The organism is Methylobacillus glycogenes JCM 2850 (genome assembly GCF_000617925.1).
Lineage (GTDB): Bacteria > Pseudomonadota > Gammaproteobacteria > Burkholderiales > Methylophilaceae > Methylobacillus > Methylobacillus glycogenes.
In genome coordinates this window covers 664152-684743 of sequence record NZ_BAMT01000001.1, presented here as the reverse complement: position 1 = coordinate 684743, position 20592 = coordinate 664152, and the positions used below count along the sequence as shown (strand labels likewise).

The window sequence follows — 20592 nt, the reverse complement described above, 5'->3', positions numbered from 1 at the left end:
ACAAGTCATGATGATTTCAGGCGCTGCATGATCTTGGTGCATGGCGCCGTATGTGTGCTCCAGCCTGCACCAGCATGAAGCCATGACCTTGTGTTAAAGTCGCTTAAAACAAGGCAAGTCATCAAGATAAATAAAAAACCAGGGAAGCCCATGGCAGCAATCGATATCACCCCTATCCTCAAGTTCATGGTGGAGAAAAACGGCTCCGATCTGTTTTTCAGCACTGGTGCCGCCATCCATATCGACATTGAAGGCAAGACCGTGCCCATCAACAACCAGCTTATGTCGCCTGGGATGGTCAAGGAAATTGCCTACGCCGTGATGTCAGAGGCGCAGCAACGTGAATTCGAGCAAACCCTGGAGATGAACTTTGCCCTCAGCCTGCATGGCGTGGGCCGCTTCCGCATCAACGTCTTCCGCCAGCGTGGTGAAGTTGCCATGGTGGTGCGCTACATCAAACACTTGATCCCCAGCCTGGAAACCCTGCGCCTGCCCCCGGTGCTCAACGAGCTGATAGGCCGTCAGCGCGGCCTGATATTGGTGGTGGGTGCTACCGGCTCTGGTAAATCCACTACGCTGGCTTCGATGATAGATCATCGCAATACCACGCGCGATGGCCATATCCTCACACTCGAAGACCCGATTGAATTTATTCACGATCACAAAAAATCCATCGTCGATCAGCGTGAAATCGGCATCGATACCCTGAGTTTTGAGAATGGCCTCAAACACGCCATGCGCCAGGCACCTGATGTGATTCTGATTGGCGAAATCCGCGATATGGAAACCATGAAACATGCGGTGGCCTATTCCGAAACTGGACATCTTTGCCTGGCCACTCTGCACGCCAACAATGCCAATCAGGCACTGGAGCGCATCCTGTCGTTCTTCCCGCCAGATGGCAAACAGTCAATACAGCTCAGCCTCTCCCTGAACCTTGCCGCCATAATTTCGCAACGCCTGATTCCTGGCATCAAGACTAAACGGGTGGTGGCTACGGAGATTTTGATCAATACGCCTTATATTTCCGAGCTAATCCTCAAATCCAAGCTAGAGGAAATCAAGGAAATCATGGCGAATAATCAGGATATCGGCATGCATACTTTTGATCAGTCGCTCTATGAGCTGTTTAGCCGTGGCGATATCAATGAGGACAATGCCCTGGCCAGCGCTGATTCACGCAATGACCTTTCGCTGAAAATCCGCTTTGCCAATGAAACCGCCAAAGGTGGTTTTGGCAATTAGCTGGGGTACTCAGATTTGGAGTACTCACATAGGCTGCTTGTTGAACATGATTGCGCGCTAACGCCTCAACCAAGGCCTGGACTTGGGTTTATAATGCCAGCCTATGAATCCAGACCTACAGCAGTTACAACCTTACCCATTCCAGCGCTTGCGCGAGCTCTTTGCTGACCTCAAGCCCAACCCGGAATATAGCGCCATTAATCTGTCCATAGGCGAGCCCAAGCACGCCACGCCAGCACTGATTGTCGATGCCCTGGCCAACAATCTGGACGGTCTGGCGAGCTACCCGACCACGCTGGGCAGTGCCAAGCTGCGCGAAACCATCTCCGCCTGGATCAGTCGCCGCTATCAATTGCCGCCGCTCAATGCGGAAACTGAAATCGTGCCAGTTAACGGCAGCCGCGAGGCCTTGTTTGCCTTTGCCCAGACGATCATAGATCGCAGCCGACAACAGCCTGTGGTCATCAGCCCCAACCCCTTCTACCAGATTTACGAAGCGCGGCTTTCCTTGCAGGTGCCCAGCCCTATTTCCTCAATACCGTGCCTGGCAATGATTTCACCATGGCCTTCTCTGAAGTGCCTGAAAATGTGCTGCAACGCACCCAGCTGGTGTATGTCTGCTCGCCGGGCAATCCTTCCGGCAAGGTGATGGAGATTGAAGCCTGGCGTGAACTGTTCGCGCTGTCTGATCGCTATGGTTTTGTGATTGCCGCGGATGAATGCTATTCGGAAATCTACTTTGATGAAGCCAGCCCACCTTTAGGTGCTTTGCAGGCTGCGCATCAACTTGGGCGTGATTATCGCAATTTGGTGGTGTTCAGCTCGCTGTCCAAGCGCTCCAATGTGCCCGGCATGCGCTCGGGCTTTGTTGCAGGCGATGCCAAGCTACTGGAGAAATTCCTGCTCTACCGCACCTACCATGGCTGCGCCATGAGCCCGGTGGTGCAGTCTGCCAGCATCGCCGCCTGGCAGGATGAACTGCATGTGATTGAAAACCGCCGTCTGTATGCAGAAAAATTCTCGAGTGTTACCCCAGTGCTGCAACAAGGCTTGGATGTGGAATTGCCAGATGCGGCTTTCTACCTGTGGGCGCACACCGGACAATCCGATACCGAGTTTGCGCGTCAGCTTTACCGCGATTACAACGTCACAGTATTACCAGGCAGCTATCTGGCACGCGATGCGCACGGCATCAACCCTGGCCAGGGTTTCATCCGCATCGCCCTGGTGGCTGGGCTGGCTGAATGCCAGGAAGCCGCCGAGCGTATCAGCCAATTGGCCGCCTCGCGCTAAGCGGCTAGAAACGTTCTCACTTGCTCACCCGCCCTGGCGTGCAAATCCGGCGCCAGGCAATCCAGCACCAGGGTATCTTCCATGCCACGTAACCAGGTCAATTGGCGCTTGGCCAATTGCCGGGTAGCAGCAATCCCCTGCTCGCCCCATTCTTCCGCATTAATCTTACCCGCCATATAGTCCAGGGTTTGCCTATAGCCCACACAGCGCATAGCCGTTGTCTCTGCATGCAACTGCGGATATTTTTCTACCAGCGCTTGCACTTCGGCCAGCAAGCCCTGCTGTTGCATCAAGACAAAACGTTCGGCAATGCGCGCATGCAACACCGCTCTGTCTGAAGGCTGCAAAGCCAGCTTCAACAGCCTATAGGGCAATTGCTGCTCAGACTGACGTGCAAACAAGGCCGTCATGGTTTCCCCCGTCAAGGCATGCACTTCCAAGGCGCGTTGTATGCGCTGCGCATCAGTGGGCTGCAGCCTGGCCGCCGTGTCCGGGTCTATGCCTGCCAACCTGGCATGCATGGCGGGCCAGCCTATCGCTGCCGCTTCAGCATCCAAGGCAGCGCGCACTTCAGCATCTGCCTGGGGCAAATCCCCCAGGCCTTGCTGCAAGGCCTTGAAATACAACATGGTGCCGCCAACCAGCAAGGGGATTTTGCCGCGTGCAGTAATCTCCGCCATCAGGCGCAAGGCATCTTGACGAAACTGGGCCGCAGAATAAACCTCAGTGGGTGGAATAAGATTAATCAGGTGATGCGGCGCCAGCGCCAAAACATCAGCCTCTGGTTTGGCCGTGCCTATATCCATGTCCTGATAAACCAGCGCTGAATCCACACTGATGATTTCCAGTGGCAAGCTTTGAACCAACTCAACCGCAAGGCCAGTCTTGCCACTGGCGGTGGGGCCCATGAGAAAAATAGCGGGAGGTAGTAAAGACATAAACCTGGAGGCAAAAGCGGACAGCAAAGAAGGCGCCAGTGTATTACAGGGCTGCCATGCTGCCTACCAAAAAACAAACGGCCAAGCATGGCCTGGCCGTGTTTAAGCAGATACTAAGCTTAATTCTTGCTAAAGGCTTAGCCCAGCTTGCGCTGGCGGCGTGTCATCAAACCCATCACGCCCAGACCCAGCGCCAACATGCCGTAGGTGCTTGGCTCTGGTACAGCAGCGGTGACAGTCACGCCATCCAGGTAAGATCCGTAGCTAGGGGCTGCAGTGGGGCCCAGAGATACAAACTTAAGCTGAGTGTTGCTGCCAGTCGCTACCAGGTCTTCAAAGGTATATTCAACCCAATCACTCTTGGCCTTGGCAGAGGAATTGATCAGCTTGACGTCACCCCAATACACTTCAAATGTGCTCTTGAGGCCATTAGGGGTATCAGGACGACCGGAGAAGGCAAAGCTCAAAGTGTAGCTGGCACCATTTACAGTGCTGAGGTTTTGCCAAACAGAAGTCAGCTTGGTGGAATTGAGTTCCAGGTATTGAATGCCATCATAGGCTTCGGCATTGAAACCTGCCTGACCACCTTGAGTAGCGCCTTTTTGAATTTCGAATACGCCGTTGGACTGCCAGCCAGTAACGCTGTTGAGGTAAGTCCAGGCGGCATTGCCAATGTTGTCAGCTTCAAAGCTACCGTTTTGTACGATGTTGGCAGCTTGTACCCCTGCGCTGGCGAAAGCGAGTGCGGAGATAATTGCAATCTTGAGTGTTGTTTTCATATGAGCCCCGAATAAGTTGTATGTAATGAAAGTACGCGTTTGTTAGAACCCAAGCGCAAAAAGACTTCAAGTTCAGCCAAACTTAACTTCAGTAAAATCTGGTGTAACGCATACTTATAGGCAACTACTATTCCAGGGCCAGCTCAGCAATATCAAGCAAATAAAATCAACAACTTAAATAAAATCACTTCAGTAAACACTAGCCAAGCTGATGAAAGTTCGGCATAACAAATTAAGTACTTGTCATTATTTCAACGGCTGAGCTTACTTACCGCGCATAAACATCTTGTCCAGTTCCGCCATGCTGACCTGGAACCAGGTGGGTCGGCCATGATTGCATTGGCCTGAGCGCTCTGTCGCCTCCATATCTCTTAACAAGGCATTCATCTCAGGCAAAGTCAGGCTGCGGTTGGCGCGCACAGCGGCATGGCAGGCCATGGTGCCCAGCAGCTCATTGCGCCGCTCGGTGAAAGCCCGGCTGGCGCCATATTGGCGCAGGTCAGCCAGCACGGCGCGCGCGAGGGCCACGGCATCAGCATCTTGCAGCATCACGGGTATGGCACGCACGGCCAGCGTGGTGGGTGATAGCACGGCAATATCAAACCCCAATTGCTGCAAACCACTATCACTCATCGCCTGTTGCTCTTGTACTGTTGCCACTTCCAGGCGGTCGGCATGGAAGCTGACAGGGATTAGCAAGGGCTGGGTAGGCACACGGCTCGCATCCAGTGCGTTTTTCAATTGCTCATACATGATGCGCTCATGGGCGGCATGCATATCCACCACCACCAAGCCATGTACATTTTGTGCCAGGATATAAACCCCATGAATTTGCGCCACCGCAAAACCTAAAGGATAAGCTTGTGCGCCCTCGCCTTCTTGCAGTGCTGTCCTGCTTTCACCAGGTAATCTGCTTCCCTCAGGTGCTCCGCTTTCGCCAAATGACCTGATTTCCCCAGTCTGGGTATCTATATGCTCCAAGCCTGTAGAAGGCGTAAAAGATGTGTTGGCGCGGTTTTCCTGCTGCGGGGCAATACCAGAGTACAAAGTCCGGTAGAAGCCAGGCGCTGATTCGGCGGCTTTGAGGTCAATATTGCTCTGAAAGCGCGGATAGCTGGGTGTGAAGCCGCTAGACGCTTGGCCGCTGCCAGCACTTGGCACTGCCAACTCCTGCGCCAGTGAGCCTGTAATACCTACCGGGGCCGCCAGGGATTTATTCAATGCATGGAAAATATATCGGTGTACCGACTGACCATCGCGGAAGCGCACTTCGGTTTTGCTAGGGTGAACATTGACGTCCACCAGAGCAGGGTCAAGCTCCAAAAACAAGACAAAAGCCGGGTGCCTGTCATGATGCAACACATCTTGATATGCCTGACGTATGGCGTGACTCAGCAGCTTGTCACGGACAAAACGGCCATTGACATAGGTATATTGCGTATCGCGCGCATGGCGAGAAAATGTGGGCTTGGCGGCCATGCCCCATAGCCTCAGGCCAGCAGCGGCCTCATCCAGATAGAAAGACTCATTGGCAAAATCCTTGCCCAATACTTCCTGAAAACGCTGTTGAGCCGAGCTGATGCCCAGGCGTATATTGGCACGGCCATTATGTTGCAGCAGAAAACTGACATCGGGGCGGGACAAGGCCACGCGTCTAAACGCTTCTTCACAGTGTCCAAACTCGGTGTTTTCCGTCTTGAGGAATTTACGCCGTGCGGGCGTATTGAAATACAGATCCTGGATATCAACGATGGTGCCTTTATCCAGCGCCGCAGGTTCAATATCCGTGAGGTATGCGCCTTCGGAGGCGATGCGCCAAGCATGTTTTTCCCCAGCGTGCGCGCTGGTGATTTGCGTGCGCGAAATGGCGGCAATACTGGCCAGCGCCTCACCACGAAAGCCCAGACTGGCGACGTTTTCCAGATCTTCAAGACTGGCGATTTTGCTGGTGGCGTGACGCGTCAGCGCCAGCGACAACTCATCGCGCGGTATACCAGTACCATTGTCGGCCACGCGCATCTGCTTGATGCCACCGCCTAGCAGCGTAACGGCAATATCGGTACTGCCGGCATCGAGACTATTTTCTAGTATTTCTTTGAGCGCAGACGCAGGACGCTCGACCACCTCACCAGCGGCAATCTGACTGATGAGTTGATCGGGTAAAAGCTTGATGGCAGGCATGCTGGTGTCACTAACAGACGATTGGGCGAGGCCACATTCTACCTGCTAGTCAGGATGCCAGAAACCTGCCTGGGTATTGCTGGAGCTAACTCAGCACATTTAATTGGCTTATAAGCCGTCAATAAAGCGCAGGTCGTACTTCTTGACGTTGCTATCAGCAACGACTTCGCTTTCCAGGCCAACTTTCTGCGCCAGCAGATCGACAGGCACAAATTCAGGATCACGCACCAACAAATCATCAGCCACCTGCAACAAGGCTGCCACGGCTTTGCCTTGCAAGTGCGCGTCACGCCCGGATTCGCTACCAAAGGTATCGAAAATCACATAGGCATTTTCTGCTTGCTTGAAGGCATACCAGGTCTTGGTTTCATCTTCATCCTTGACCGTAGGCAGTGTCTGCTTGAGAAACTTTTCCAGCTCATGACTTTTGTCTGGACGGGCTTGCAGCTTGATATACAGCGCGTATTTACTCATTGTTCAATTCCTTAAACATCACATTCACGTACTTTTGGTACGCACCAGATTTGCTGGAGTGGATCACCAGCAGTACCGCCCTGCTCCATGGTGGATAGATGGGGGACGGCCTATGAAAGCCTGAACGCTTTCATTTTTGTATTCGATCAATACCCTTGTCAGAGTGCCAAGAGGCGCAACAGGTTCACATCAATTGATGGCGGCCAGCGCTAACCTTTTCAAGTGTCAGATTATCTTTCAACCACTCGGGTTTTAGCTAGCGGTGGATTGGCAGCAAAGTATTTCTTGATACCGGATAGTATGGCGCTCACCAGCTTATCCTGATGCGCATTGTCGTTCAGTTTTCGCTCTTCATCGGGGTTGGTGATGAAAGCCGTTTCTACCAGAATGGAAGGGATATCGGGAGATTTCAGCACCGCAAACCCAGCTTGCTCCACCTGACGTTTATGCAGGGTATTCATGGTGCCCACGTGATCCAGCACCGATTTACCCAACTTCAGACTATCGTTGATGGTGGCAGTCTGCGACAAATCCAGCAGTGTGCGCGCCAGATAAGGGTCTTTGACGTCAAAGCTGACGCCCCCTATCAAGTCAGACTGGTTTTCTTTTTGCGCCAGCAGGCGCGCCATGGCACTGGTAGCCCCGGTTTCAGACAGCGCAAACACAGATGAGCCTTTGGCCTGCGCACTCAGTGCTGCATCTGCGTGTATAGAAACAAACAAGTCAGCCTGCATCTTGCGTGCCTTGACCACGCGCCCATGCAGCGGAATAAAGTAATCGCCATCGCGGGTCAGTACACCACGCATATTGGGCTCTGCATCCACAGCCACCTTGAGCTTTTTGGCAATCGCCAGGGTCACATTCTTTTCATACGAACCTTTGGCACCCTTGGCACCCGGATCTTCACCACCATGCCCAGCATCAATGGCAATGGTGATCATGCGTGGGTCGGCTTTTTTGTTGATGGAAGGCGCAATCACTGCCGATGGCGCCGTTGGCACAGTAGCGGGTGCGCCCGGCGTTGCAGGCTTGGGCGCAGGCACAGCATCAGTGCTGACATCCGGGTTAACGCTGGAAATCACGGGCGACTCAGGCGCCACTTGCAGCTCAGGCAGTGGCGTTTCCGCAGTCTCGGGCTTGCCGCGTTGCTCCAGCATGGCCATCAGTGGGTCTTGCGCAGGATAAATATCCAGCACCAATCTGTCCTTGTAATCACCCGCAGGCGGCAGGCTGAATACCTGCGGCTTGATCTCGGCCTTGAGGTCCACCACGATACGCACCACACCGGGCTTGAAGTTGCCTACGCGCACCTGACGTATATAAGGATCATTGGCGTTGATTTTTTCGCTCAGCGATTTCAGCGTAGGCCCAAGTTCAACTTCATCAAGATCCAGCACCAGACGCTCTGGGTCCTTCAGCATCACCAAATGATGCGTGACAGGTTTGCTGGTTTCCAAGGTAATACGGGTGTAGTCGGCAGCAGGCCAGACTCGCGCCGCAGAGATCTGGATATTGTCAGCAGCATTGCTGGGCAGCATCAGGCTGAAACAGCCCAGCGTGAGCAATAACAGCATGCATAGATGATTTAGAGTTTTGCGAGACATTGCTTTCCAGACGCTGTATTGGCGGAAATACTGACTTGCCTGCCTGCAGTTTGCGGGCTCGGGCTTAAACCAATATGAATATCGAGATCAGCAGCAGGGAGTAAGCCATGGGCTTTCTCCGGCCACTCCACCAGGCAGATGGATTGAGGATTGAAATAATCCCTGAAGCCTGCGGCCTCCCACTCTTCCGGGTCAATGAATCTATACAGGTCAAAGTGGTATAAGTTCAATGCCGCATTGTCATCAGACGCCACAACATAAGGCTCAACCAGGGTATAAGTCGGGCTTTTGACCTTGCCTTGGTGCCCTAAAGCGTGCAGCAGCCCACGCACCAGCGTGGTCTTGCCAGCCCCTAGGTTGCCATGCAGATAGATATTGATGCCAGGCACCAAGACTTGCGCCAGATGTGCGCCTAAAGCAAGGGTAGCTGCTTCATCAGCCAGTGCCAGTGTAAAATCGTCACTCATATGTCTCAAACTTTAAACAACCTGGAAGCGCTGGCTGCCGATATCAAGCGCTGGGGTGTGGAATTAGGCTTTGGCCAAATCGGTATTACCGACACCGATTTATCTGCGGCCGAACCGCGCCACCGGCAATGGATAGAGAACGGCTTCCACGGTGCCATGGATTATATGGCAAAACACGGCGACAAGCGCACCCGTCCTGCCGAATTGGTGCCAGGAACAGTGCGTATTATTTCCGCACGCATGGACTATCTGCCACCAGACAGCCGGGCCAGCGATGAAGTCATGCACGAAGGCAGCCTGGCGTTTATTTCACGTTATGCCCTGGGGCGTGATTATCACAAGGTCTTGCGTAACCGTTTGCAAAAGCTCAGCGAGAAAATTGCCAGCCAGATAGGCGAATTTGGCTACCGCGTCTTTACCGATAGCGCCCCCGTGCTGGAGGTGGAGCTGGCAGAAAAAGCCGGGCTGGGCTGGCGTGGCAAGCATACGCTGTTGCTATCGCGCACGGCTGGCTCGTGGTTTTTCCTCGGCGAAATTTATACCGACCTGCCCTTGCCTGTGGATGCGCCACTCAGCAACCATTGTGGCAAGTGCAACGCCTGTATTGACGCCTGCCCAACAGGTGCCATCGTTGCGCCCTATCAAGTAGATGCCAGACGCTGCATTTCTTATCTCACCATAGAACTCAAGGACAGCATTCCCGAGCCGCTACGGCCCATGATAGGTAACCGGGTCTATGGCTGTGACGACTGCCAGCTCACCTGCCCCTGGAACCGCTTTGCACAAATGACTCAGCAGCCAGATTTTCAGGTCAGACATGGACTGGATCAAGCCAGCCTGGTGAGTTTGTTTGCCTGGGACGAGGTAACCTTCAAGGACAAGATGGCAGGCAGTGCCATTTACCGCATAGGTCATGAGCAATGGTTAAGAAATATCGCGGTGGGCCTGGGCAATGCGCCCTACTCTCCCGAGGTCTATGCCGCACTATTGCAACGGAAAAACGACCCTTCAGCCCTGGTGCGTGAACACGTATCCTGGGCTTTGCAGCAACATGCAGCAAGTCACCAATAGCGCTGGCTTTACGCTGCGTACAAATCCGGCAAAATCCCCGCCAGAATCACTGAAAAAACCCAAGCAAAATTATTCGGCCTGATTGTATAATCGCCGCTCCATTTTCAGACAAAATGAGCGGCAATTGCTAACCACTGTCGTGTACCGTCGTATGAGCTAGCGCTGTTTGCAGCCCTGGGCCTTTTTATTGCCTTTACCTTCTACCAGTACGGCATCAGCAACGACGAGGAAGTGCAGCATGTCTATGGTCGATTGCTGCTGGATTTCTACAGTTCGGGCTTTGCTGACAAGTCCGCATTTGAATATCGCAACCTGTTTCTTTACGGTGGTTTTTTTGATCTGATTGCCGCGCTGCTGGAGCGCATATTACCCATCTGGGTGTGGGATATGCGCCATCTGCTTTCCGGTCTGTTTGGCCTGGCTGGCATTGTGGCCGCCTACAAAATCGCCCGTCTGCTGGGCGGAGAGCGCGCTGGTTTCTTTACCGTGTTGCTGCTCAGCATCACTGGCGCCTGGACTGGCGCCATGTTCACCCACACCAAAGATGTGCCCTTTGCCACCTGCATGACCTGGGCGCTTTATTACACCATGCTGATTGCAGAACGCCTGCCGCGCCCGCCGCTCAAGCTGGCCGTCAAATTAGGCATTGCCGTAGGTTGCGCACTGGGCTTGCGCATAGGGGGTGTGTTCGCCGTGATGTATCTTTTGCTGGTGCTAGGCCTGGCCGGGCTATTGAATGTACAAGGCATACTGCCGCGCCTGCGTTTCTGGCTGCAAAGTAGTATTGCCCTCATTCCTGCGGGCGTTGTGGCCTTTATCCTCATGGCCATCTTCTGGCCCTGGGGCGTCATGTCACCCGATCATCCGCTGGAAGCCGCCAAGTCCTTCTCGCACTTTGCCTTCAACATGCTCACCATCATGGATGGCCATGTTATGAATATAGGTGAAGTGCCACGCTACTACCTACCCGCCTATTTGCTGGTGCGCCTGCCAGAAGTGTTTCTGCTGGGCTTGATTGGCCTGGTACTGGCCGCGGCAGTGCACTGGCGCAGTTGGATAAGTCGTCATGACAAAACCCTGGCCTGGGCAACCTTATTGCTTGCCGCCCTGTTCCCTATTCTGTTCAATGTTATCGACAAGCCTGCGCTCTATAACGCATCCGCCACTTCACCTTTGTGGTGCCACCTATCGCCGTGCTGGCAGGCTTGGGGCTCACCCTGGCCTGGGATACCCTAGGCGGGCTACCCAAGCTGCGCTACGGCCTGTCTTTGCTTTGCGTACTGCTGGGGGTGTGGACAGTAGTTACCCTGGCGCGCCTGCACCCTTATGAATACATTTATTACAACCAGCTGGCTGGTGATATGGCAGAGGCTGAGTCTGAGTGGGAAGGTGATTACTGGTCTAGCAGCCTGCGTGAAGCCTCAGATATGCTGGAAGAAGAAATTACCAGCAAACCCAGGCACGATGCCCAAGGCAAGATCGTGCCTTATCTGGTGGCGGTATGCGCTGAGAATATCCAAGGCACGGCCTATCTCGATAGACGCTTCAGTGTCACCAAAAACTGGGAAGCTGCCGATTTCTATCTTTCGACCACCAATATGGGTTGCGACAATGTATTGAACGGAAAAATCATTGGTGAGGTCGAACGCATGGGTGTGAAACTGGCCATTATCAAAGATAGACGCGATCTATTGGCGCACCAGCGCAAGCCGCGTATCGCAACCAAGCCTCACTGAGTCATCTTCCCCGAGAAAATAAGAGCGCCACATGACGACAGACCTCAGGACGACAGATCACAGCATTCAGGGCCAAGGTTTTCAAGACCGAACCCTGGCCAACCCGCACATCACGGTCATTGTGCCTGCCTATAACGAAGCTGCGGCCATTACCGCCACCGTAGAAAATATCGCCAATCAACTGGCAACGCTGAGCCCGCATTGGGATGTAGTGGTGATAGATGACGGCAGCCGTGACCAGACCTCTAACATTGTGCGCGACCTGCCCGCTTATCTGCGTACCACCCTGGTGCGCTTCTCACGTAATTTCGGCAAGGAGTACGCCATTACCGCCGGGCTGGAGCATGCCAGCGGCGATATCGTCATCTGCATGGATGCCGATGGCCAGCACTCCTCAGAGCTGATCAACGACATGCTGGAAAAATGGCGTGAAGGTTATGACATGGTGTATGCCGTGCGCCAGGACAGGCATGTAGAACCAGGCTTCAAGCGCTGGGGCTCACGCGTGTTTTATGAAATCATGACCCTGGGTGAGCGCATCACCATTCCGCGTGATGCAGGCGATTTCCGCCTGATGAATCGGAATGTGGTAGATGCCTTGCGCGCCCTGCCCGAGCGCAACCGTTTTATGAAGGGTATGTATGCCTGGGTAGGCTACCGCTCCATAGGCATCCCCTACACCCCCTTGCCGCGCAGCCACGGCGTCAGCACCTTCTCGCGCATCAAGCTCATGCAACTGGCCTGGACTGGCATTACCAGCTTCTCGGTTATTCCTTTGCGTCTGGCTAGCGCCGTTGGCGCGTTGCTGGCGCTGATTTCCTTTGTCTATGGCTTCTGGGTCATCCTGGAAAAATGGATATTTGATGAATCGATTCCAGGCTGGCCTACCGTGGTCGCAAGCCTGATGTTCTTCTCCGGCATCCAGTTGCTGTTTATCGGCATTCTGGGCGAATACATCGCGCGTATCTACGACGAAGTCAAAGGCAGGCCGCCTTACATCGTGGCCGAAGTATCCGCCGCCTATCAATCCCACCAAGCTGCTGAATGAAGTTAGGCTCAGCTACATGGTTTACTCTGGTTGGGGCTGCCGCTTCAGCAGTGCATTACCTGTCCGCAGTCTTTATGGAAGGCGTGCTAGACCTTAACCCCGGCAGCGCTAACCTGCTGGCTTTCTTGCTGGCGTTCCCCGTCAGTTATATTGGTCACCAGACCTTTTCCTTTGCTGGCAACGGCAGCCAACACAAACAAGCGCTGCCGCGCTACTTGTTGCTTGCCTGCAGCGGCTTTGCCGCCAATCAAATCATGGTGCTGAGCCTGCTGAACTACACCATACTGCCCTTCTGGCTGGCCCTGGGCCTGGTGATGGGCATAGTCGCGGTAAGCACCTATCTTTTGAGTCGCCACTGGGCATTCAAGCATAAAAACTGAGCACCTTGATTGCCTGACTCAAGCGGTTTGCAGTGGGTCTGGCACAAGGTAATGAGGTCATACTATGGTTGCACTGATAATAAGCGCGGATGATTACGGACAAAGTGCCGCGATTGACCAGGCCATTGTGGCGCTGATACGCCAAGGCAGACTAACAGCGACCTCTTGCATGAGCTTGAGCCCACGCTGGCCCAGCGCCGCCAAGTTGCTCACTGCCGAGGTCAGGCGTATGGCAGACATAGGCCTGCATCTGGATTTCACGCAATACAGCCAGACCCTGCGTCATCAGCACCCGCAGCTAGTCATGCGCAGCCTGCTGCGCAGCCTGGACAAACAACAGATACGCGCCAATATTGCCCAGCAACTAGATAGCTTTGAAGCCGCCTTAGACGCCCCCCCTGATTATGTCGATGGTCATCAGCACGTGCATCAATTGCCGCAAATCCGCGATTTGCTGCTGCAAGAGCTGCAGGCACGCTATGAAGGCCAGCTACCCTGGATACGCATTTCCCGGCCGCAAGGCGATGGCCTCAAGGGCAACATCATCGCTGCACTCGGCGCAAATCGTCTGCAACAACACGCCAGAGCGCGCGGCTTCCGCACTAGCGACTTATTGCTGGGAGTTTATGGCTTTGACCAAGGCCTGCCCGATTACGGCATGAAATTGCAACGCTGGCTTAACATCGCCAAGAGTGAAGCAGAGCAAGGCCGCCAGGCAGCGCTGATGTGCCACCCCGGCATGAGCTTAGAGAGCGATAACATAAACGGCGATAGCAATAATGCTCAAAATAAGACCGATGCGGTAATCGACCCTATCGCCCAGGCCAGACCTATGGAGTACCAGGCTTTATCCAGCCTGGCATTTGGGGAAATGCTGCAAAACCTGGCTATCCAGCCTGAACGCGGCAGCCGCATGCTTAAAGTCATTCAGGAGCGCCACTGAAGATGGTGACTGGTCATTGTTACGCTTTACAGGGGCTGAAACCCTAGCCGCACTGCAACAATAAAAAAGGCCCATTCGGGCCTTTTTTCTTATGTGCGTGGTTTATTGCGGTTTGCTGCGTGGAGCCACGGCAGCAGGCTTGGGAACAGCTTTTTCCTGGGTCTTATGTTCCATGGCCTTTTTCTCTTCGGCTGTCAGCACCTTCATCACGCAATCTTCAGTACCGTAGCTGCCGCCGCTATCATCAGGCTCGAAGTACTCCTTGCGGAAGCTCCATCTGTCCTTGCCTATCTTCTTGATAGTGGCAATGCCAGTGCTGTGATCGACATTGTTTTTCTTGTCGCGGATATTGAAACTGATGGCGAGACGGTTGCCATCGGCCACAGCCTGGCCATGGTAAACCGTGGAATTGACAGTCTCGGTCTCATAATAATATGCACCGAACTTGCCATGGCTGCTGACACGATTGAGGCGCAAGGCCACCACAACGTCATAAGCACCGATAGAAGAATTTTCACCTTTGCACTCATAGAGGCCGGTGTAGTTATTGCCAGTAAAAGTAGGCTTAGCAAAAGCCACGCTGGAAAACGCCAGCATGGCTGAAACGATGACGATTTTTTTCATCAGGGGGGCTCTGGATAACATTAGCGGGCTATTGTAACGCGTATAAGCGTAATCTCTGCAAGCCCGGCCTTAATATTTCTTAACACGCCAGCTCAGCCTTAAGCGGCACTGGCGGCCATTTATAACACGGCTAGTTTTTTGTTTTTGCCTGCAAGGTGCATTAATATAGCCAACTTACTGAACCTCGGCATCATGATCGTGGTCAGCAATACGATGCAAAAAATAATCAATCAAGCATCGTAAATAAAAAAATAGCCCTCTTTCTTGGGGCATTCCTCAACAATATCGCTCATAGACTCATCACCATTATGCTCAAACCTGCTGCCTTGTGGCGTTACAGTATCTTCAATATGGTGTTAATCGTCCTGCTCGCAGGCTGGTTCTGGCAACAGAATCAACCCGTCAGCATTCCCGAGGCGCCCCTGCCTGCCAATGGCAAACTCAACTGTGTTTCTTACGCTCCTTATTATGGCAAGGGTGAAACCCCCTTCATCGCCACCACAGTGGCCAGCAAAGCCAGAATAGATAGAGATCTGCAACTGCTGTCACAGCGCTTTGACTGTGTACGCACCTATTCGGTCAGCCAGGGTCTGGATTATGTGCCAGAAGCCGCTTCCAAGCTGGGCCTGAAAGTATTGCTGGGTGCCTGGATAGGTTACGTCAAGCAAGAGAACGATACCGAATTCAACCGCGCCATAGACCTGGCCAACCAGTACCCTGATACCGTCAAGGGCCTGATCATTGGCAATGAAGTACTGCTACGCAAAGAGCAGACCGAAGAAGTGATGCTGGCCTATCTGCAAGAGGCACAAAAGCGCACCGAAGTGCCTGTGACCTATGCCGATGTCTGGGAATTCTGGCTCAAGCACCCGCGCATGGAGCAAGGCGTGGATTACATCACCGTGCATGTGCTGCCGTATTGGGAAGATGACCCGCAAGATATAGACAACGCCCTGCACCATGCCGAAGAAGTCATGGGCACCATGGCCAAGACCTTCACAAAACCATTATTCATCGGCGAAACCGGCTGGCCCTCGGTTGGCAAGCACCGCAATGCCTCCGTGCCCAGCCTGGTTAACCAGGCCAGCTATCTGCGCCAGTTTTTGGTGTTGGCAGATCAAAAAGGCTGGCATTACAACCTGATTGAGGCCGTAGACCAACCCTGGAAGCGTGACCTTGAAGGCACGGTTGGCGGCTTCTGGGGGCTGTACGATACCGATCTGCAACCCAAGTTTGAGTTCAAAGGCCCAGTAGCTGAGCGCAATGATGGCTGGATGCCACTATGCTGGGGCTTTGCCGGGCTGGTGCTGTTCCTCGCCATCACAGTTGGTACGCGTGAGCGCAGCCTGCCTGCCCTGATCGGCATGGGCAGCCTGGGCTTGCTCACTGGTGCCACGGCCTATGTGCAATGGGGCTACCTGCAAGCCGCCTGCCGCGATCTGACCGAATGGAGCGTGCTGATAGGCATTACCCTGGTCGGCATAGTTGCCCTGCTCAACCTCCCCAGTATTTTGGCGCGTGGGCAAAACAAGCTGGGCCACACCCTGCTGTTTGTGCTGGTCATGGCGGGGCTTATCACCAGCTTCTTGCTGATTACCAAAATGAGCTTTATCCCGCGTGATTTCCAGCTTAACCCGGCGGTAGGTCATGTGCTGTACCTGCTGGATGGTCGTTACCGTGATTTCCCGCTGGCGCTTTATGCATTGCCAGTGCTGCAATACTCCATAGGCCTGGCCTTGCTTGGCAGCCTGCAGCGCACCAGCTTTGGCCGCTATCGCAAGCTCAATGTCTTTGCCGTGATTCTGGCGCTGATTAGCCTGATCATTGAACCGTTGAATACCCACGCACTCTTATGGCTAGGCCTGGTGCTATTGCTGGCATTTGCCAGCTGGCCGCGCAAGGGAGCACGCAACTAATGGCGGCTCAATCTCACACCAAGTGGCAACCCCTCAAAAAGACCATATAAGCCTATGAAATTCATTAATAAATACAGCAAAGCGTTGCTGATTGCCTTGGCGGTCACCCTCTTGCATTTCGGCATCTGGGAAATCATCAACCGCGCCCTGCCGCTGATGGATGCCCCCCGCATCGTCAATGGTTTTGCCTACAGTGGTTATCAAATCGGCCAAAGCCCGCAAGAGCGCAAATACCCGAGCACCAACGAGATTCTCAAGGATCTGGAACTGCTCAAGCCCTATACCAACCGCATCCGTATCTATGGCGCGCTGGAAAACCCGGAAACCACGGCCCTGGCCGCGCAACTGGGGTTGAAAGTCACTGCGGGTGCCTGGCTGGGCCCAGATAAAGAAGACAACAAGCGCGAGCTGGATGCGCTGTTGGCCCGTACCGCGCTCTACCCCAATATAGAACGCATTATTGTCGGCAACGAAGCCATGCTGCGTGCCGACCTCAATGTCGATGAAATGATAGGTTATCTGGAAGAAGCCAAACGCGTTTCACGCGTGCCAGTTTCTACAGCCGAGCCTTGGCACGTCTGGCTCCGCTATCCGCAACTGGTCAAGCACGTAGACTTTATCACCGTGCACCTGCTGCCCTACCATGAAGGTCTGCCCGCAGAAAAAGCCGTGGATTACGCCTTTGAGCGCTACCGCGAGCTGATGGACAAATACCCACGCAAGAAAATCGTCATTGGCGAAATTGGCTGGCCGAGCAAAGGCCCCACCATTGATGCCTCTGTGGCCTCCAACGTTAACCAGGCCCTGTTTGTGCGTGAGTTCCTCGCCAAAGTGGCCAACGAAAACTATGACTACTACCTGATGGAAGCCATAGACCAGCCGTGGAAAGTCAAAATTGAAGGCTGGGCGGGGGCGTACTGGGGCATGTTTGATGCCGAGCGCCACGAGAAATACTCCCTGCATGGCGCGGTGCCCAAGGATTTACGCTGGGTATCCAAGGCACTCTGGGGCTCCCTGCTGGCCTTTATCCCCATCTTCTTTGTAGCCGTGCGCTTCCGCCAATGGGGCACAGGCGCGCAGATCTCGCTGGCCGTATTGCTGCAAGCGTGTATCACCGTGCTGGTGGTCACCTGGAACCTGCCTGGCGATTACTACTACTCCCTGCGTGACATGATCATCCTGGTGGGCCTAATCATGGCCTTGCTGATGACCTCCGCCGTGCTGATGATCTACGCGGTGGAATTCAGTGAAGTCATGTTCAAGGGCTACTGGATACGCGCCTACACCCCGGCTGAGCCAGTGCCTGCCGAGAAACAGGCTTTTGTCTCCATACACCTGGCCTGCTACAACGAGCCGCCCGATATGGTGATTACCACCATCAAAAGCCTGGTGAACCTGGATTACCAGAACTTTGAAGTGCTGGTGATAGACAACAACACCAAGGACGAAAGCAAGTGGAAGCCAGTAGAAGCCTACATGGCCACCCTGCCGGACAACTTCAAGTTCTACCACCTGCACAATGGCCAGGCTTTAAGGCGGGTGCGCTTAACTTTGCGCTGCAAGAAACCGACCCGCGCGCAGAAGTCATAGGCGTGGTGGATGCCGATTACGAAGTTACCCCAGACTGGCTTGCCGTGCTGATACCGCACTTCGGCGATCAAGGCGTAGCTGTGGTGCAAGCACCGCAGGCACACCGCGATTTTGAAAACAACTTCTTCCGCCGCATGAGCAACTGGGAGTTTGAAGGCTTCTTCCGCATAGGCATGCACCACAGGCACGAGCGTAACGCGCTAATTCAGCACGGCACCATGACCCTGGTGCGCCGCAATGCCCTGGTTGATCTGGGTGGCTGGTCTGAGTGGTGCATCTGCGAAGATACCGAGCTGGGCCTACGCCTGCTGGAAGGTGGCTATGAGCTACGCTATATAGACCGCACCTTTGGCCGTGGCCTCACCCCTGCCAACTTCGAGGCACTGAAGTCGCAACGCTTCCGCTGGGCTTTTGGTGCCATGCAGATTCTCAAGCACCACATGCCCAAGTTGCTGGGTAAATCCACCCTCACCTTCGGCCAGCGCTACCACTTCCTCACAGGCTGGTTCGGTTGGCTGGGTGATGGCCTGCAACTCATCTTCACCATGAGCTCCATAGGCTGGACCCTGGCCATGCTGGCCTTCCCCAAGTCCTTCAGCTTGCCAGTCACCATCATGTTGACCCCGGTGCTGTGCTTCCTGGTGGTCAAGGGTGCGTTGGGGCCTATCCTCTACCGCAAAACCATGGACTGCAAATGGTCTGACATCCTCGGTGCCTCGCTGGCTGGCCTGGGCCTGTCCCACACCATTGCACGCGGCATCATGATGGGCTTGATTCAAAAGCGTGGCGTGTTCAAAACCACCAACAAGGGCAAGGCAGTCAAAGGCAGCATCTTCAGCCTGCTGACCCCTATTCGGGAAGAAGTGCTGCTGTTACTGGCGCTGATAGTCTCGGCCTGCGCCATGATGTATGCCCGTGGTGTGAGCAACCTGGATGCCCAGCTTTGGGTCACCATGCTGACCTTGCAGTCCCTGCCTTACCTCAGCACCCTGGCCTGCCAGATCATCGCGCAGATGCCAGATAAGCCGACTAAAAGCTAAGCAGTAAATCTTGGCGCAATAAAAAAACGGGAACCCTGGTTCCCGTTTTTTTTCTGCAACCCGCTTAGCCAAAAGCTGCAATCACCGTTTCTATCGCCAGAAACAATGTCCGGCTATCTTCCGGATATTCAACAAACTCAGCACAACGCATATAAAACGCTTTCGCAGCATCACTCTTGGCATGCACCAACACCGCACTAATGCCTATAGTCTGCGCGGCAATGGCAATGCGGCGCAGTGCATCTGCCAGCATATCTGCACCCAGCCCACTGCCTGCATATTCCCGACTTACTGCCAACCTGCCTATCACCGACACAGGAATACTATCCGGCGCATTACGGCGCACCTTGCCCGGAGCGGACATGCGTGTCACAGCCCCAGCAGAAATGCAGTAATAAGCCACAACGCGCAGCCCATCACACACCACGTAAGTACGAGAGAAACGGCTTTCGTTCTTGAGTGCTTTATGCAGCAGCCATTGATTCAAAGCAGGCTCAGCGCAATCAAACCCGGCAAGCTCATGCTCAGCAGTCAGGGGTGTAGGTGGTGTAAGGCTGGAGCTTGAATGTTGCAAGATGGCTTCTTACTTTTGCCAGGCTGGTGCTTTGCGTAGCAATGCCTGCAATTTAGGGCCAGGTGCAGGCGGGTTATCCAGCGCATGCATAAAGGCATCAAAACGCTGGATGTCCAGCATAAACAAGCGCTGATCTAGCAATACATCAACAGCCTGCTGTCTGGCGCTGTCTATCATGAACTCGGTACGGGTTTTGCCCAGCACCGCTGCGGCATCATCGATTAATTTGCGGGTGTTGGCTTCAATGCGCAGGCTGATGCTGCCTTTGGTGTCTAGTGTACTTGGGATTCGGCGACCTTTAGGCTATTGGTCGCCAGGTTTTCCGTTGGTAATGGGTAATTTTTAGACATAGGGGGAATATGATATTTTGTATGTACGATGTCAATACAAAAATTGCTTAAGTGCAGGAGATGGTCTTGGCAGGATTTGTTAACTTGTCCCCTGCTGCGGGTAGCGAGAGGTTTTGTTTCGCCTTGTCGGGCGAGTGCCTTTCTTTTGCTTCGCCAAAAGAAAGATCACCAAAGAAAAGGCGACCCGGATATCCCCGCCCCGGCTTACAGCCGGGTAACCTGCGTTGCTCGGATTTATCGGGGTCACGCTCAAACTCGCTGCGCTCAGACAGTCGCGCGCCCTGATCCGATAAACCCTGCGCTACTCGGCGGGTCTAAACGGGAGGGAAAGTCAAAGGC

Annotated in this window: 17 protein-coding genes and 2 pseudogenes; 10 read left to right on the top strand and 9 right to left on the bottom strand. The window is 54.0% G+C overall.

Translation table 11 applies throughout. From position 1 onward, the window contains the following. Positions 1–150: 150 nt before the first annotated feature. Both JCM2850_RS03315 and dapC read left to right on the top strand, forming a co-directional pair. A complete protein-coding gene (locus JCM2850_RS03315) occupies positions 151–1245 on the top strand; it encodes a PilT/PilU family type 4a pilus ATPase (protein ID WP_025869768.1) in 1095 nt (364 codons plus the stop codon). 103 nt (positions 1246–1348) lie between these two features. After that, positions 1349–2538 (top strand): annotated as a pseudogene (gene dapC, locus JCM2850_RS16775) (succinyldiaminopimelate transaminase). Here the strand turns inward: dapC and miaA are convergent. The 6 genes from miaA to tsaE all read right to left on the bottom strand — a co-directional run bounded on the left by miaA (position 2535) and on the right by tsaE (position 8981). Further along, positions 2535–3476: a tRNA (adenosine(37)-N6)-dimethylallyltransferase MiaA gene (gene miaA / locus JCM2850_RS03305; RefSeq protein WP_025869767.1), complete on the bottom strand. Its 942-nt coding sequence runs from the start codon at positions 3474–3476 to the stop codon at positions 2535–2537. The pseudogene dapC and the gene miaA sit on opposite strands and share 4 nt — an antisense overlap. 137 nt (positions 3477–3613) lie before the next feature. Beyond that, positions 3614–4255, bottom strand: coding sequence for a DUF642 domain-containing protein (locus JCM2850_RS03300; protein WP_025869766.1), 642 nt, complete (start codon positions 4253–4255; stop codon positions 3614–3616). 264 nt (positions 4256–4519) lie between these two features. Beyond that, a complete protein-coding gene (mutL, locus tag JCM2850_RS03295; RefSeq protein WP_025869765.1) occupies positions 4520–6436 on the bottom strand; it encodes a DNA mismatch repair endonuclease MutL in 1917 nt (638 codons plus the stop codon). 108 nt (positions 6437–6544) lie between these two features. Further along, positions 6545–6910 carry an antibiotic biosynthesis monooxygenase gene (locus JCM2850_RS03290; RefSeq protein WP_025869764.1) on the bottom strand — a complete coding sequence of 122 codons (366 nt, stop codon included), beginning with the start codon at positions 6908–6910 and terminating at the stop codon, positions 6545–6547. A gap of 230 nt (positions 6911–7140) precedes the next feature. Then, complete coding sequence (locus JCM2850_RS03285; protein WP_025869763.1) at positions 7141–8484, bottom strand: N-acetylmuramoyl-L-alanine amidase; 1344 nt, start codon at positions 8482–8484, stop codon at positions 7141–7143. A gap of 11 nt (positions 8485–8495) precedes the next feature. After that, complete coding sequence (gene tsaE / locus JCM2850_RS16770) at positions 8496–8981, bottom strand: tRNA (adenosine(37)-N6)-threonylcarbamoyltransferase complex ATPase subunit type 1 TsaE (protein WP_036265387.1); 486 nt, start codon at positions 8979–8981, stop codon at positions 8496–8498. On the opposite strand from tsaE, the gene queG reads away from it, so the two are divergent. The 6 genes from queG to JCM2850_RS03250 all read left to right on the top strand — a co-directional run bounded on the left by queG (position 8982) and on the right by JCM2850_RS03250 (position 14159). Further along, complete coding sequence (gene queG, locus JCM2850_RS03275) at positions 8982–10052, top strand: tRNA epoxyqueuosine(34) reductase QueG (protein WP_025869762.1); 1071 nt, start codon at positions 8982–8984, stop codon at positions 10050–10052. It abuts the gene before it with no gap. 231 nt (positions 10053–10283) lie between these two features. Then, entirely contained in the window at positions 10284–11288 is a 1005-nt protein-coding gene (locus tag JCM2850_RS23775) for a glycosyltransferase family 39 protein (protein ID WP_369384812.1), read from the top strand. Continuing rightward, on the top strand, positions 11228–11788 hold the full coding sequence (locus tag JCM2850_RS23770; RefSeq protein WP_369384811.1) for a hypothetical protein: 561 nt from the start codon (positions 11228–11230) through the stop codon (positions 11786–11788). Before JCM2850_RS23775 ends, JCM2850_RS23770 begins: the two co-directional genes overlap by 61 nt. 31 nt (positions 11789–11819) lie before the next feature. Beyond that, positions 11820–12836, top strand: a complete 1017-nt coding sequence (locus JCM2850_RS03260; protein WP_025869761.1) for a glycosyltransferase family 2 protein — start codon at positions 11820–11822, stop codon at positions 12834–12836. 50 nt (positions 12837–12886) lie between these two features. Beyond that, positions 12887–13216 (top strand): GtrA family protein, encoded by a 330-nt coding sequence (locus tag JCM2850_RS03255; RefSeq protein ID WP_439645843.1) that lies wholly within the window; start codon positions 12887–12889, stop codon positions 13214–13216. 64 nt (positions 13217–13280) lie between these two features. Next, positions 13281–14159 (top strand): ChbG/HpnK family deacetylase, encoded by an 879-nt coding sequence (locus JCM2850_RS03250; protein ID WP_025869759.1) that lies wholly within the window; start codon positions 13281–13283, stop codon positions 14157–14159. A 102-nt stretch (positions 14160–14261) separates the two neighbouring features. On the opposite strand, the gene JCM2850_RS03245 is transcribed toward JCM2850_RS03250, so the two are convergent. After that, positions 14262–14783 (bottom strand): hypothetical protein, encoded by a 522-nt coding sequence (locus JCM2850_RS03245; RefSeq protein ID WP_025869758.1) that lies wholly within the window; start codon positions 14781–14783, stop codon positions 14262–14264. 308 nt (positions 14784–15091) lie between these two features. On the opposite strand from JCM2850_RS03245, the gene JCM2850_RS03240 reads away from it, so the two are divergent. Further along, positions 15092–16699, top strand: coding sequence for a glycoside hydrolase family 17 protein (locus tag JCM2850_RS03240; RefSeq protein WP_025869757.1), 1608 nt, complete (start codon positions 15092–15094; stop codon positions 16697–16699). Between the two features lie 54 nt (positions 16700–16753). Next, positions 16754–19329 (top strand): annotated as a pseudogene (locus JCM2850_RS16760) (glycosyltransferase). Positions 19330–19393: 64 nt separating this feature from the next. Here the strand turns inward: JCM2850_RS16760 and JCM2850_RS03230 are convergent. Next, positions 19394–19903 (bottom strand): GNAT family N-acetyltransferase, encoded by a 510-nt coding sequence (locus JCM2850_RS03230; RefSeq protein WP_199898233.1) that lies wholly within the window; start codon positions 19901–19903, stop codon positions 19394–19396. A 9-nt stretch (positions 19904–19912) separates the two neighbouring features. Then, entirely contained in the window at positions 19913–20149 is a 237-nt protein-coding gene (locus JCM2850_RS16755; protein ID WP_267879238.1) for a type II toxin-antitoxin system TacA family antitoxin, read from the bottom strand. Positions 20150–20592: the final 443 nt, after the last annotated feature.

What these genes read in the sequence shown, in the direction of transcription:
- JCM2850_RS03250 (WP_025869759.1), top strand. Translation starts at nt 13,281, where the DNA reads ATGGTTGCACTGATAATAAGCGCGGATGATTACGGACAAAGTGCCGCG.
- JCM2850_RS03300 (WP_025869766.1), bottom strand. Translation starts at nt 4,255, where the DNA reads ATGAAAACAACACTCAAGATTGCAATTATCTCCGCACTCGCTTTCGCC.
- mutL (WP_025869765.1), bottom strand. Translation starts at nt 6,436, where the DNA reads ATGCCTGCCATCAAGCTTTTACCCGATCAACTCATCAGTCAGATTGCC.
- JCM2850_RS03260 (WP_025869761.1), top strand. Translation starts at nt 11,820, where the DNA reads ATGACGACAGACCTCAGGACGACAGATCACAGCATTCAGGGCCAAGGT.
- queG (WP_025869762.1), top strand. Translation starts at nt 8,982, where the DNA reads ATGTCTCAAACTTTAAACAACCTGGAAGCGCTGGCTGCCGATATCAAG.
- tsaE (WP_036265387.1), bottom strand. Translation starts at nt 8,981, where the DNA reads ATGAGTGACGATTTTACACTGGCACTGGCTGATGAAGCAGCTACCCTT.
- JCM2850_RS03240 (WP_025869757.1), top strand. Translation starts at nt 15,092, where the DNA reads ATGCTCAAACCTGCTGCCTTGTGGCGTTACAGTATCTTCAATATGGTG.
- JCM2850_RS03315 (WP_025869768.1), top strand. Translation starts at nt 151, where the DNA reads ATGGCAGCAATCGATATCACCCCTATCCTCAAGTTCATGGTGGAGAAA.
- miaA (WP_025869767.1), bottom strand. Translation starts at nt 3,476, where the DNA reads ATGTCTTTACTACCTCCCGCTATTTTTCTCATGGGCCCCACCGCCAGT.
- JCM2850_RS03290 (WP_025869764.1), bottom strand. Translation starts at nt 6,910, where the DNA reads ATGAGTAAATACGCGCTGTATATCAAGCTGCAAGCCCGTCCAGACAAA.
- JCM2850_RS03245 (WP_025869758.1), bottom strand. Translation starts at nt 14,783, where the DNA reads ATGAAAAAAATCGTCATCGTTTCAGCCATGCTGGCGTTTTCCAGCGTG.
- JCM2850_RS03285 (WP_025869763.1), bottom strand. Translation starts at nt 8,484, where the DNA reads ATGCTGTTATTGCTCACGCTGGGCTGTTTCAGCCTGATGCTGCCCAGC.